This window comes from Mesorhizobium sp. LjRoot246 (assembly GCF_964254115.1).
GTDB lineage: Bacteria > Pseudomonadota > Alphaproteobacteria > Rhizobiales > Rhizobiaceae > Mesorhizobium.
The window spans coordinates 3,078,969-3,091,669 of record NZ_CAXUSN020000001.1 but is presented as its reverse complement, the minus strand read 5'-3'; the positions used below and the strand labels follow the sequence as shown (position 1 = coordinate 3,091,669).

The following is a 12,701-nucleotide window of genomic DNA, read 5'->3' as shown; positions in this document are numbered from 1 at the left end:
TTCAGCCTCGTTCGCCCAAGGGGGTGCTTGCGGGAATGAATTTGCTTTTGACCCCGTCGACCGGCGCGCCGAGCGCCGGACGCGGGTCGAGCGCGCCGCCCGGGGTGAGGAACGACAGAAGCAGCCTGTCGGCCTGCCGCGCCGGCCGGCTGAGGCGCGCCGGCGGGGCGGCACGCGGGCCGGCCATGGCGGTGCGGCGGGTAGTGGTCAGGTTCACCTTCAGCTCGGTGACGCCGGCGGCGTCGAACAGGCCGTTGGCGGTGGCAATGGCGCGAGCGAGCGTGTCGGCCTCGAACAGCTCCTGGCGCAGCAGTTCGACCAGCCGGCGGGCGCTGCGCCAACGCTCACCTAGCACGGCAGCTTTGGCCTTGATCTCGTCGCCAAGCGCGGCGATGTCGGCTCGCGCTTCGCTGCGAGCGGCCTCCGCACGGCATTTGCCGGCAGCGACGATGATCTTTTCCAGCAGCGCTATCTGGTCGTTGCAGTCGTCAAGCGCCGCACGCGCGGCGGCCAGGTCACCATCGCCGAAGACCGCGCGGTCCTCGGCTTGCGCCAGTTCGGTTCTGCGGGTGATCGTGTCGTTGAGGTCGGTGTCGAGCAAGGCGATGACGGCGGCGAAGTCGGCAGCCGTCCGCGCCATGCCGAGGATTTCGGCATGGAGGGATGTCATTGGGGGTCCTTTTTGGAGAGGCTATGAGCGGTTGGCGAAGCTGCCGATCTCCCCCCGTGTGGGGGAGATGCCCGGCAGGGCAGAGAGGGGCGCGACGGATCGCGGCCTTGCCTGACTTGCGTTCATCTGATGCCTAGAGTGCGTTCGGCAGAGAGTTGGCGCAAAGACGCTAAGTTAAAATGCCGGCGGGACAGCGCCTCCCTCTGGCTTGCCGGCCATCTCCCCCACTTGGGGGGAGATCGGCAGCTCGCCCGCCGCCGAACCTACGGCTCGGCGTCAAACACCGGCGTGAACGCACGGATCGTGCAGGGTGTCGGGTTGACATGGCGGATCCTCACCCGGCCCTGCCCTTCCCAGCTGTCGTCGATCGGCACCTCGACGTTGCCGGTGAACAGCGTTGCCCGACCGTCGGGCGCGACGATCGAGGGCATGCGCACAGGCTCCCAGCGGCCACGCATGAAGGACTGCACCTGGAGCCCCGTGGTGTCGGTTTCGAGCAGCGACAGGATCACTTTCGCCACCTTCTTGCGGCGGCCGATGATGGAGCCGTCGCGGCCGCCGACATCGAGTTCCAGCGTGTCGGCGCCCGCCGCATAGGGCAGGCCGAGCTGCCATTTGGCGGCGGTCGAACCGCCCGGCAACGTCACCGTGCCGCCGCCGCTGACGGTCAGGCCGCGATAGACCTTGCCGTCGGCAAGCACATCGACGGACTGGCCGGCGAGATGCATGGCGCCGCCCACCGTGGTGACCGCAAGGCCCGTATAGGTGAGGCCGCAGTCGACCTCGAACGCGTCCGCGATGGCGCCGTATTCGAACGGCGCGGTCTTGATCTCGATGTAGCGCTTCGTCACCCCGCCGATGGTGCGCCGGACGATCAGCCAGAGGTCGTCATTGCCGTTCTGGCCGGGGGTCACCGCAGCACTTTCGACGACCGCCCAGTTGGCCCCACTGACGCTGCCGCCCAGGCGATGCCGGTGCATGCCGCGCACTTCCTGGCTCGGCTGATGGGTATAGCCGCCAAGCTCGCCATTCTCGAGCGGGAACCACAGCAACGGGTCCGGATCGGTCTGGAAGGCGAGCTCGACCACGCCCTGCTTGGGGATATGCTCGGAGACCTGGCCGACATCGTCGGAAGCAAAACGGCTCTGCGCCGTCTGCGTCAGCTCGGCGATCGATTTGCGCGAGCGCGTGACATAGAGGAACGACTGGCCGGCATCGACCGGGCGGATGCGGGCGCAGCCAAAAGTGCGCGAGCGCCGGTTCTTGAACGAGGACGGCGTCAGCGCCTCGTCGATGCCCGAGCCCGAAAGCGCGCGGATGCCGCCGCCGGTGCCGATCAAAAGCGCGCCGTCGCTGTCGGCGATCCAGACAATGTCGTTGGCCTGGCCGCCGCCGGCCTGGATGAACTCCAGCGCGTCGTCGTCCTTTTCGCCGAGGGCGAAATTGTCGAAGTCGCCGGTGGCCGAGGCATAGACGGAGAATTTCCGGCTGAAGGCCAGCCGTTCCTCATAGAGCGAGCCGCTCTCCATATACTTCCCCGGCACGAGCGTGCCGAGCCGCCAGCGGGATACCGGGTTGAGGTCTGGCAGGGCATGGCTATACATGCGGATCGTGACGATCGTGGTGCTGATGCGCGCTGCGATCTTGGCCCAGCGCCAGCGGCCATCGGAAGCGTAGAGGCGAATAGCGCGCCCGACATCCGAGGGTTGGAATCCCTCTCCATTGTTGATGCCAACGATCGAGGAAGCCGTCAGGTTGAACGGCGTCATCAGATCGCCATCCTCGTTCGGCGCCCATTCGGCGAGGGCCGCATTGGTGCTGTCCGGGCCGCCGCCACCTTCGAAATCCAGCCGCAGATATTCGAAAGGCGTCCTATTGGAGAATTCGAAATACCTGCGTTCGGATGCACTCCATCCTGTCTGGCCTTGCCGCGAGTCAATCGTAACCCACGTGGAGCCGTCGTTCGAGCCCTGCACTTCCCACTGGGTCGGCATGTCCTCTGCTCGACCTGCGGCGCCCGGTGCTTGTATCCAATAGGCGTTGCACACTTTTTGCGCGGAACTTGCCAACCGGTGCTGAACCCATGCCCCGGTTCCCCCGGTGAGCACGCTCATCGTTTTGCTGTCTTTGTCGAACAACTGCCAGGCATCGCCCGTCGCATTCAAGCTGGACACCGTGCCGCTTGGAACGGTCAGGCTGCTCATCTTCGGAACAAACGAGCCGTAGCTTGCGGGCGTCAGCGTTGTCGCGGTGTCATTGATCGGATCATAGGGGCCGTCGGCGATCTCGAAATCCGTCAGCGCCCACGCCGTGTGCGCGCTGCGTGTCAGCACCTTGGGCGGATAATCCCGGTGGGTGATCCACATCTGGTCGGCCGACTGGACATAGGCGAGCCCAAACAGGTCGGCCTCGAGATAGGGCGAGGCGACCTCCACCGTGCCGACGCGCGCACCGTAGGCGTAGACGCGGATATAGCGGTCGCCGAATTCGAGCGCGTAGGCCTGATCGGCCGAGAAGATGAACGGGATCAGCCGTGTCTTCTTCGCGGAGATCTTCACCTCGCCGGCAAAATAGGTGCCGCCGCGCTTGCGGATGCCGCCATGCGGCAAGGTGACGAAGTTCTCGCATTTGGCCAGCGCCGCCCGATAAAAATCGAGCGAGGCACGTGCATGCAGCCGGGGCGAGATTTCGCCGCGTGTGAAGACGTCCTGGATCGGGTACAGCGTCGTCATCTGCGCACGATCCGGTTGTCGCCGGGCCTGCTGTCGCCGCGCTGGCTGGACCAGGACGCGTTGTAGAGCCGGCCGCCGCGCTGGATGGCGTTGGCGTTGAGCGCCGCCTCCAGCGCCCGGTCATAGGCCGAGCGGGCAATGTCGATCATGCCCGATTTGTGCGTCAGCGGATGCGCCACCTTGATGGCAAGGGCCGCCACCAGCACCTCGGTGAACAGCGCGTCCCAGTCGTTGGGGTCGGTGAGGTTGGCGATGTAGCGGATGATCAGCGGGCCGGGCTGGTCGGAATAGATCAACCCCGCCTCCTGACGCCACGAAATCGGCACGCCGTCCGGTTCGCCATTGCGGGTCAGCGGCAGCGGCCGCAGACAGTCGGCCGGCAATTCATAGGCGAAGGTCAAGCCACAATCGCTTCCGGTATCAGACCCCGCCACCGTGGCACGCAGGATCGCGAACACCCAGGCACATTTGGTGAGCTCTGCTTCCCGCGCAAGGTCGAAATGCAGGTTGAGCAGGCGCGCCGCCTTGACGTCCTGATCGAGACTGTCGATCGGCGCTTCGTCGAGCACGGCGAGCGCCATGTTGGCGATATCGAGCGGGGTGACGGCCATGGGTCAGGCCTCCGTCCATGCAGGTCGGGTCATGATTTTTCTCCGGACATGAAAAAAGCCGCTGCGAAGCGGCTGGGAGTTTTCGGTTGCTGGGAGTTTTCGGTTGAATGAATAAGGCGGCTGGGCTGCCAATCTCCCCACCCACAGGGGAGGCTGACAATTTCAACGTCTCGTCATTCTTTCATTGCGAAGTGAGATTAGAGCCACCGTCACTTCTTCGGAATGACAATGCCCTTAACTAGGTCCAACCATGTCTTTCTGGCGATCTCGTATTCGCCCTCGCTGCTATTACAGGTTAGCGTCACCACACCGAACGATGCCTCTTCGACCACCATCCAGGTCCGGGCAGGACCCGGACTCCTGAGACGGACAGAAGACTGTGAAACATCCCTGCCGTTGATCGTGACGATTGTCGGTTTGTCGATCACTACAGGGTCGAGCCCATACGTGGATGCCTTGACGATAGTGTTCTTGTTTATCTCGTTCCGGTATCGATCGAAGAACTCGTGCGAGGTCAGACCTGCCGGGGTCATCGTCAGCACTACGTCGCAATCGCCGCCGCAAGCCGAGGCCATGCAGGATAGAACGATGTCCCGTTGGTCGAGCCTGGCCCACCACAGTTTGTCGTTGTAGGTCAGGGTAACGCCCTTGGCAGGTTCGGAAATCTCGCCGGCAACGGCCGGCGCGGTGATGGAAAGCAGGAACAGAATTGTGGCTGCAAGGCGCATGAGGACAGATCGCTGCTTTCTGATCTCGGAAAGGCTGAATGGCCCTCCGTCAGTCTGTCCCAAACAAGCCGATTGCGCCACACGCAATCAACAGTAATCGACAGTCGGAGGGACGGATTACGGTGACAGTGCACTATTTTCCATGTGTCAGTCCGGAAGTTTCACTGCCGTCCCGTGGGTGCGGCTGCAAAAAGTGCACTGTCACCGTAATTCTAATTCGTAATTCCGAAGCTTGTGAGAAGGTCACTGTCACTTCTTCGGAATGACTATACCCTTCACCAGATTCAGCCACGTCGGAAGGCGCGGTGCACCCGCACTGTCACCGTATGCGAATTGGTGTTCCTGGTGGCAGGCTTCTCACCTTGGCGATGATTTGGCCCATGATGTGCCAATAAACATCCAGGTCCGACAATTCGAGATTCTCGATCGCGTCCTCGCCTCCGAGAAATAGCGGTTTCTTACTCCCTATGCATTGAGCATAGGCCGGCTGGGCGCCGCCGGCTTCCCGCCACATTGCGTACCCATCGGACGCCAATATGGCGTCCTCGTCTTCGATAAGTTCAATGTCGTGAAAGCTTCGGACATTGCACGGTACCTGCAGAGCCTCGCCCGTGTCGGGTTCAAACATCACGACACCGGGCTCGCCTTGCTCCAACCGTCCGGTATCGACAGCAAACGTCGTCCCCTGCCAATCATAGCCAAAGCAGGTGATCCGCCCGGTGAACTCGGGAAAGCCCAGGCTGACCCTCGCGTTCCAGTGCGCCACGTCCTGTGCGCGGACGATCCTATATAAGCCGTGCTTGAACGACCCGCCTCCGAAACTCATGAACAACTCTTTCAGTCCCGGCACCTTCGTATCCAGCGAAAAGTCGCCCGCATCGGTCGGCGCCCTGCTATCCACCGGGAAGTTTTTTTGGAATGTCTCGAACACCGCGATCTCCAATCGTTACCTTGTTGATTTTAGTTCCATAAGGCAGAAGCTTGATTTGGTGTCTTATCTGCGACCCAAGACTGGTGTTAACACTGGGATCCATTAGGCCCATGTTCTCCAGTATGTCCCCCCCTCCTAGCTGCAAATCAACTCTGTGATCAACATGGCTGCCGGCGGGCACATGGTTACCAGCGGCTATGAATTTTTTACGAGCTGATTTGAATAAACGCACAGCACGGCTAACCACGGTGTCGGCCTCGGTCAATATCTCAACTTTGAGGTCCGCTGCAGCGCGTTGCGCAGCATCCCATTTAGGCATGTAGTATAGATGTATATCGTGGCCAGCAGACGCTTCGCTGACGGCAGCAGCGCTGCCTCCGCTCTCCACTGCAAGCGTGTCTGGGACCGCCTCCGATATAGGGGAAGCGGGAGCTCCCAGGCTCGCGTCAGATAGAGCATCCTCAGTACGCCCGGCGAGCCGTGCCACCACCTGGCTGCCAATCGCACCGAGCCCCTCGGCAAGAGCATTGCCGCCTGCCCCTAAGAGTGCGCCGGTGCCCATCTCGCGCACGATGTCCCTGCCGTTGAGCGCGGCATCGACACCACCGAACACCGCGCCATCGGCAGCCATGCCAGCGCTCCGCGCAAAAAGACCTGGCAGGCCCTCTAGGGCTTCAGCCCCGAGCTTTCCGGTGAAGGTAAGGCCCGCACTTTGAAAGCCGTGACCGGTGGCGAAAGCGCCGAGTAGTTTTGCAGCCGTACCCGCTGATCCGGCGCGGTCCTCGGCATCTTCGCTCTCGGCTTCCTGGGCTGCGAGCAACTCGTGGTAGCTCTGGTCGGAGAAGAGCCAGTTCATCCCAGCCGCGAATTTGTCGGCCTGATCGAATGTGGCGCCATTGGCAATGAGTCTGGCATTGTCGTTCAAGGCGGCAAACGGCTTTTGCCACCACGACTCCGCGTTGAACCGCACGCGTGCCGGATGCTGCGCCATCTCCGTCAAATCGGCCTGGAGTGCTTTTGCCCGGGCTTCCAGTTCCGCCGGCGTGATCCTCGGATTGTTTGCCGCGTTTTGACGCAAGCGAGCCAAAGCGGACTGGAAAACCTGTCCGGCGAATGTGAAGCGCGCTTCCGGGTCGCGCACTGCCTTAGAGAACTCACTCAGCTCGATGATGCGCTGCTGCTGCGGTACGCTCTCATCGACATATCCTGCACCAAGGCTGTCCGAAAGCGCCTGCGGGACCGTCAAAACCTTGCTGAAACCCATTTGCTGTTGAGCAGCCCTGGCCCAGGTGATCGCAGCCTGAAAATCCTGGAGCGCTGAGACCTTGCTCCAATCAGGAGCACTGCCGGGGGACAGTTGGGTGACATAAGCGACGGGATCGGCGTCGCGGGCGCCCATGATTAGCTGGGCGGCGCCGACCCTTATTGCGTACCGTTCGCTTTCTTCCGGTGAGCCGTCAGGTCCAGGTTCGAAATCCCGAAGCTCGGCATGTATCTCCCGGTTCGATGCCCGATACATGTCGAAGAAAGACTTGGCGACGCCGGCCGTTATCCTGAACTGATCGAAATGCTTCGGGCCAGCCTCGGCTCCGTAGATGTTGACGAAATCCTGTGCGGTTGGCTCCTCTTCGGGATATTTGCCTGTGGCGGCGATGACAGCCGGTGCGTTCTGCTCCGCAAGTAGGATCCTCGTGCGCGCACCGATCAGCTGAGCTGCGGTGGCGTTGTTGGCCTGATCCTTCAGCGCCGCAAGATCGCCGGGCTTCAGGTAGGTGATGGCATCGAGGGGTATGGCTGTCTCGCCATCTGGCGCACTTGCCGCGCCAGATGCATGCGCCACCATTTCATCCGGCGTAGGCTTGCCGACGCGATCATCTTTTGAGGCCTCAGCACTCCCGGCGCTTTGCTGCGAGCTACCAACGGCCTCGGCGGTATCGTCCTTCGTCAGGCTTCCAGCCTGCGCCGCACCCAGCATCTCCGCCGCCCGCTTCGGGTCCTGGGCGATCATCGCCTGGACCAGCGCCTTGGCCGTGTTGGTGCGCCAGGCGGCTTCCGCCGCTTGCCGGGCGAGCGGGTTGCCGATCTTGGCGATCAGGTCAAACCCGCTCTGCCGGATCGCCTCGAAGTTTGCAGTGTCGTTCGGGTTGCTTTTTGCGATTGAACTGGTGGAGATGTTGTCGACCTTGGTCCACTCGGCCAACTCATAGTCGTCGCGCTGCGTCTTCTGCCGCTGCGCCATTCGCAGCGCGCCAACCGCGCGCATCGTCTCCTTCTGCCTGGCGAAATTGGCGCGCTGGCTTTCGGGCATACCAGGCAAGGCAGCGGCGAACAGCGTGTCGAACAGGCCTGTCTTGACCACCTGGCCGGTGCGCGGGTCGACCTGGCCGTACATCGCCTCATGCAGGCCGGCGCCGTCGGGCGGCGCATTCGCCGCCACCTCGTCTTCCGCCTGCGCGATCCGGCTGCTGAACCTGCGGCGCGCCAGCTCGGCGTCGAACGCCTCCTGCTGGTCTTTCATCTGCTGGTAGCGCTCGGCGACAGCTGAAAGCTGGTCGCCAAAACCCTGCATGGCGCCGCTGATCGGCGATCCCTGCGGATATTGCACCGCGTTGCCGGTATCGAGCCGGCGCTGGGCAATGGAGAGGGGGATGATGTGGACCATTGGCTGTTCCCTGCTCGAATGGCTTTGAAACAAAAGGGCGCGCGGCGCTGGCGATCACGGACCGTCGGCACAGTGCTGGGCACCGCGCTTGCGGCCCGTCGTTTGGTTGGGTCGTGGATTTTGGAGAAGCTTCCAACGAGCGCGTTGCCCGCGTTGAAGATCGACGCCGTCGCCGCCTGCTTGCCGAAAAGCGTGAGAGGGCGGCTTGCGTGTTGAGATTGTGCTGGCGTAGCTGGCTGGCGTTGAGTTCAGAAAAAGAAGCGGGAGCTCATCGCCCCCGCCCCTCGCCTCAGCTCGATCAGGCCTCGGTCGTCTTCAGCGCAATAAACGTCATCGCCTTGACGCTCGATGCCGTGCGGTCCCAGTTCGCCGCCAGCGCCAGTTCCGCATCGGTGGCGAATTCGCCGGCCGAGGCGGCGTCGAGGAAGCGCGTGCCGGGCACATGCGGGACAAAATGCCGGCGGCCGACCATTTCGGTGACGCCGCCGCCATGGCCTTGCCGCGGCTTGCGGTCGAACTCCAGCGGGCCGCCTTCGGTGTTGACCGGCAGCTCGTTCCACAGGATCGCCTTGTCCTTGAACATGAAGGCGGTGTAGACGCCCGCGGCCTGCGGAATGTCGTCGTCGACGACGGCCCGCAGCCCCATATAGTAGGGGATCAGCGGCCCGCCCTGCTCGGACGACGGCACATAGTCGATGAGGTCGGCGAGCTTCAGCGCCTTCATCTGCTTGGAGTGCATCCAGATCGTCTTGAACTTGTCCGCGCGATCACCCATCAGATAGGCGGCCTCGATGATGTCGGTGTCGACGATCGAAGCGCCGGTGGTGCGCACCAGGTCACCGCCGTCATTGGCGATGTTGTCGGCGACGACTCCTTTCAGGATTCCGAGCAGTGTCAGCTTGTTGGCGCGCTGCCAGTACTCGGTCTGCCGCTTGACGATCAGCTTCTGCGGATCGTCGCCGGCCAGGATCGAGGTCAGGTCCGGAACGCCCCACGCCTGGGCGCGGACATTGCGGGCGGCGACCTCGCGGCGCGAGCCGATCTTCTTCATCTCGATGGAATCGGCCGGATCGTCATTGACCGGTTCGGACGGGTCGTTGCCGAGATCCTTCCAGCCGGGCATGTCGACCGAGCGGCCGCCCATCGACAGCTTTGACGAGATGGCCGGGTCGGAAAACAGGATTCCGGCCTGGTAGATCTCGAGCGACTGGACGTGCTCCTCGAAAGCATATTGGGCATAGACGGACGGAACGATCGCGTCCGCGATACGGGTGTAGGCATCTGCCATTTTTCTCTTCCTTCAGGTTGGGTTTGGTGGCGGCGCCCCCTCACCCATCCTCCGCTTTGCTCGGCTGACCTCTCCCCGAGGGGAGAGGAGACTTGCGACGTCGGCGCGCCTCTTCTCCCCGTCGGGGAGAAGGTGGACGCGAAGCGGCCGGATGAGGGGGCGTTCGAGTGCGGCTGATCGATCGTCAGCGCGGGTTGTTTGGCATCCAGAGATCCGGGTTTTCCCCGGCCTCGCGAGCCAGCCGCCGGGCGCGGGCGGGGTCGCTTTTGACGAGGGCTGAAATATCGGTCAGGTTGCGTTCGCCGGCGGCGTTGCGCTTGAACGGATTGGCTCCGCTGAAAGAAACACCGCCGTCGATCGTGTCTTCACGAAACATCGCCTCGCCGATCGCCTGGAACGCCCTGGCGATCTGCGGATCGGTCAGCGCCCCGTCAGGCAGAAGGATGCCCTTCGCCTTGTAGGCGTCGACCAGGCCGAGCTTCTTCATCGCCCGGTTGGCGACCTCCAGTCTCTGGCGAAAGCCGTCGCTGTCGGTCGGCCCCCAGTCTCTGACAAGCTCATCATGGGTGGCTTCGACAGAACGGGCCAGCGCGATCTCTTGGCGCGCCGCCTGCTCGGCCATGTAGCCGACGAACTTGTCATGGTAGGCCTGCGCGGTTCTTGGCGAAGCGCCCGCTTCGACCGCCCAGGCCTTGGACGCATTGGCGAGTTCGTCCGAATAGGCGAAGTTTTCCGGCAGCCCTTCCGGCCTGAGGTATTCGACCTTCTCGGACGAGGTGACCGGACGCATGGTTTCGGGCAGCCGGGCATGAAAACGCTCCCAGTCTTCCCGTGGCGCGTCCGGAGCGGGAACGCGCAGGCTCTCACCCTGCTGCCGCTCCAGCTCCGCATAGGATGTGAAAACCCGATCGAGGCTTTCAGGCTTGGTCCAGCCCTTGGTTTCAGCGAGCTTGCGGTTGCCTTCGGAAAGACCGTCAAACCAACTTTTGCCGGCCGTGGGGGCGGACCCATTGTCCCCGTTGGCCGGTGGCCGTACTGGGTTGCCCGCCGGCTGCGCACGCGCCGCCACGGACCCGGCGTCTGCCAGATCTGTCATGTGATGTTCCTTTGTTGAGGGTTAGATTAGAAATCGGCCGGCGGCAAAGCTGCCAATCTCCCCACCTGTGGGGGAGATGTCCGGCAGGACAGAGGGGGGCGCGAAGGAACGCGGCGTTCGCGTTTACCTACAAGACGTTACCCTCATTGATTTGAGCTGATATTGACGGGACAGGTCGGCGGGACAGCGCCCCCTTCTGCCCTGCCACGCATCTCCCCCACACGGGGGGAGATTGGCCGTTATCAACGCCTAGACATTGTCGCCCCAATTCTCCCAAAGCAGCGTGATCGTACCGGTGACCGCGATTGTCCCGTCGGCGTCGATATCGGTGCCGGTGGCAAAGGCGAGGTTGAGATAGAGATCGACCGGCGTGCCATCCAGCGTCGCGGCGGCGGCGATGTCGGCGGTCGAGGCGGTCGACAGCGCGGCACCAACACCGTCGAGCGTGCGCGCGGTCGAGGCCAGCACATTGACCATGGTCGAGGCCAGCGTCGCGCTCGACGCTGCTGCTGAGCCGAGCGACCAGGTCAGCGCCGCATTGTCGTTGATGGTCGCCGCGCGGGTGCCGAGTACGGCGAACTGCAATCTCGCCGTGCCGCCCTTGATGCGCACCTTGCCGTCGGCGAAGTCGAAGATCTTTTGGGCAGCATAGGCCTGCGCGTCAGCGACCGGCACCTGCATGCCAGCGAAAGTGAAGACGGTGCGGTACGATCCGCCCTGCCCCGTGGTCACGGCTTTCAGGCCGAGTTTGGGCGGGGCAAGGCCGGCCTCGCGGGCGGCGGCGCGGACAAGCGTCCGGGGAAGACCTCGGGTCATTGGAATTTCTCCATTTTTTCAGCGGCAATTCTGGCAGCCCAACCAATCAAGCCCCAACTGGGGCGAGCCATCGAAGGCTGAATCATTTTGATAAGCAGCGGCGCTAGCGCCTTGTTCGAAAGAGGTGTTTTCGGCTCCCGGTCTATCAACGCCCGAGAAACCATGTCTTATATCGTGAGGCCTCGTGCCCCCGTTCCGCCGCAATGCGACCGCACGTGGCCAGCCATAGGGATTTCAGGCCTTCAAGGGAGACTTCACATGAACTTTCACAAAGCCATAGCCGCCGTATTGATGACCGCGGCACTTGCCGGCTGCGCGCAGACCGAAGGCCAGCAGCGGGCCGGAACCGGCGCGCTGATCGGCGGCGCCGGCGGCGCCCTCGTCGGCCAGGCCATTGGCGGCAACACCGAAAGCACGCTCATCGGCGCCGGCGCCGGCGCCCTGCTCGGCGCGGTTGTCGGCAGCTCCACCACGCCGCAGCGCCGCGGCGAACAGATGTGCCGCTACCAGGACCGCAGCGGCCGCATCTACACGGCACCCTGCGACGACCGGTACTACAACGGCGATTATTGATTATTTAGTCCCTTCTCCCCGTTCAACGGGGAGAAGGTCCCGGCAGGGGGTTGAGGGCAGCGCGATGTTCTGAGATGCTGGTGCTACCCTTACATTCGGAGCAGTTCGACGCTATCGTTTAGCACTCACGAGGGGGCGACGATGCGAATTACGGTCCAGTGCACTATTGTCCATGTTGCAGTCCGGTGGTTCAAGCCAGCTAGGTGATGCGGCCGATAAAAGGGTGAACTGCAGGCAGGATAAGGGGCGCAATCACTGCAATTCCAATCAAACGTTCAACTTTTGAAATTCTCGTCCACGAACATCTCGGCAAATCTCTCGGGCGGGAGGGTCGTGCCGTTGACGCGAGCGATTTCGACATTCCTCACCCACATATCCCGGATTGCTGCCGGCATTCCCTCGGGCATGTGCATGGACTGGGCGACTGCGTCATGCCACCGTCCATCGCCACCAAACAGAGATTGCAGTTTGGGGGCCATTCTTTTCAAGCCCTCTTCCGACTCTTGAGAAAGTTCTCCGATCGCCCAGAGCACATAAACATCCAGCAGTCTAAGCAGCGGCTGTCCGTCATAACGTGGGTTAGTCGACATTTAA

General features: G+C 62.8%; 11 protein-coding genes. 1 reads left to right on the top strand and 10 read right to left on the bottom strand.

The window, feature by feature from the left end; translation table 11 throughout:
• Window position 1 precedes the first annotated feature (1 nt).
• From ACSQ3L_RS14945 to ACSQ3L_RS14905, 9 genes are all read right to left on the bottom strand, one after another.
• Window positions 2-670, bottom strand: coding sequence for a hypothetical protein (locus tag ACSQ3L_RS14945; protein ID WP_436160649.1), 669 nt, complete (start codon window positions 668-670; stop codon window positions 2-4).
• Window positions 671-933: 263 nt separating this feature from the next.
• The gene (locus ACSQ3L_RS14940) at window positions 934-3,402 is read right to left on the bottom strand and encodes a hypothetical protein (protein WP_436160648.1); all 2,469 of its coding nucleotides are present in this window, start codon (window positions 3,400-3,402) and stop codon (window positions 934-936) included.
• Window positions 3,399-4,013 (bottom strand): hypothetical protein, encoded by a 615-nt coding sequence (locus tag ACSQ3L_RS14935; protein ID WP_436160647.1) that lies wholly within the window; start codon window positions 4,011-4,013, stop codon window positions 3,399-3,401. Before ACSQ3L_RS14935 ends, ACSQ3L_RS14940 begins: the two co-directional genes overlap by 4 nt.
• A gap of 209 nt (window positions 4,014-4,222) precedes the next feature.
• A complete protein-coding gene (locus ACSQ3L_RS14930; RefSeq protein ID WP_436160646.1) occupies window positions 4,223-4,741 on the bottom strand; it encodes a hypothetical protein in 519 nt (172 codons plus the stop codon).
• A 319-nt stretch (window positions 4,742-5,060) separates the two neighbouring features.
• Window positions 5,061-5,672 carry a T6SS immunity protein Tdi1 domain-containing protein gene (locus tag ACSQ3L_RS14925; RefSeq protein WP_436160645.1) on the bottom strand — a complete coding sequence of 204 codons (612 nt, stop codon included), beginning with the start codon at window positions 5,670-5,672 and terminating at the stop codon, window positions 5,061-5,063.
• On the bottom strand, window positions 5,635-8,334 hold the full coding sequence (locus ACSQ3L_RS14920; protein ID WP_436160644.1) for a hypothetical protein: 2,700 nt from the start codon (window positions 8,332-8,334) through the stop codon (window positions 5,635-5,637). The genes ACSQ3L_RS14925 and ACSQ3L_RS14920 overlap by 38 nt, the downstream gene beginning before the upstream one ends.
• A 298-nt stretch (window positions 8,335-8,632) precedes the next feature.
• Window positions 8,633-9,622 carry a Coat protein gene (locus tag ACSQ3L_RS14915; RefSeq protein WP_436160643.1) on the bottom strand — a complete coding sequence of 330 codons (990 nt, stop codon included), beginning with the start codon at window positions 9,620-9,622 and terminating at the stop codon, window positions 8,633-8,635.
• Window positions 9,623-9,806: 184 nt separating this feature from the next.
• Window positions 9,807-10,718, bottom strand: a complete 912-nt coding sequence (locus ACSQ3L_RS14910) for a hypothetical protein (RefSeq protein ID WP_436160642.1) — start codon at window positions 10,716-10,718, stop codon at window positions 9,807-9,809.
• Between the two features lie 249 nt (window positions 10,719-10,967).
• On the bottom strand, window positions 10,968-11,534 hold the full coding sequence (locus ACSQ3L_RS14905) for a hypothetical protein (RefSeq protein WP_436160641.1): 567 nt from the start codon (window positions 11,532-11,534) through the stop codon (window positions 10,968-10,970).
• 258 nt (window positions 11,535-11,792) lie between these two features.
• Between ACSQ3L_RS14905 and ACSQ3L_RS14900 the strand changes: the two genes are divergently transcribed.
• On the top strand, window positions 11,793-12,107 hold the full coding sequence (locus ACSQ3L_RS14900) for a YMGG-like glycine zipper-containing protein (protein WP_127809883.1): 315 nt from the start codon (window positions 11,793-11,795) through the stop codon (window positions 12,105-12,107).
• Between the two features lie 275 nt (window positions 12,108-12,382).
• Here ACSQ3L_RS14900 and ACSQ3L_RS14895 read toward each other — a convergent pair whose 3' ends face one another.
• On the bottom strand, window positions 12,383-12,697 hold the full coding sequence (locus tag ACSQ3L_RS14895) for a hypothetical protein (RefSeq protein WP_127366055.1): 315 nt from the start codon (window positions 12,695-12,697) through the stop codon (window positions 12,383-12,385).
• Between the last annotated feature and the right edge of the window lie 4 nt (window positions 12,698-12,701).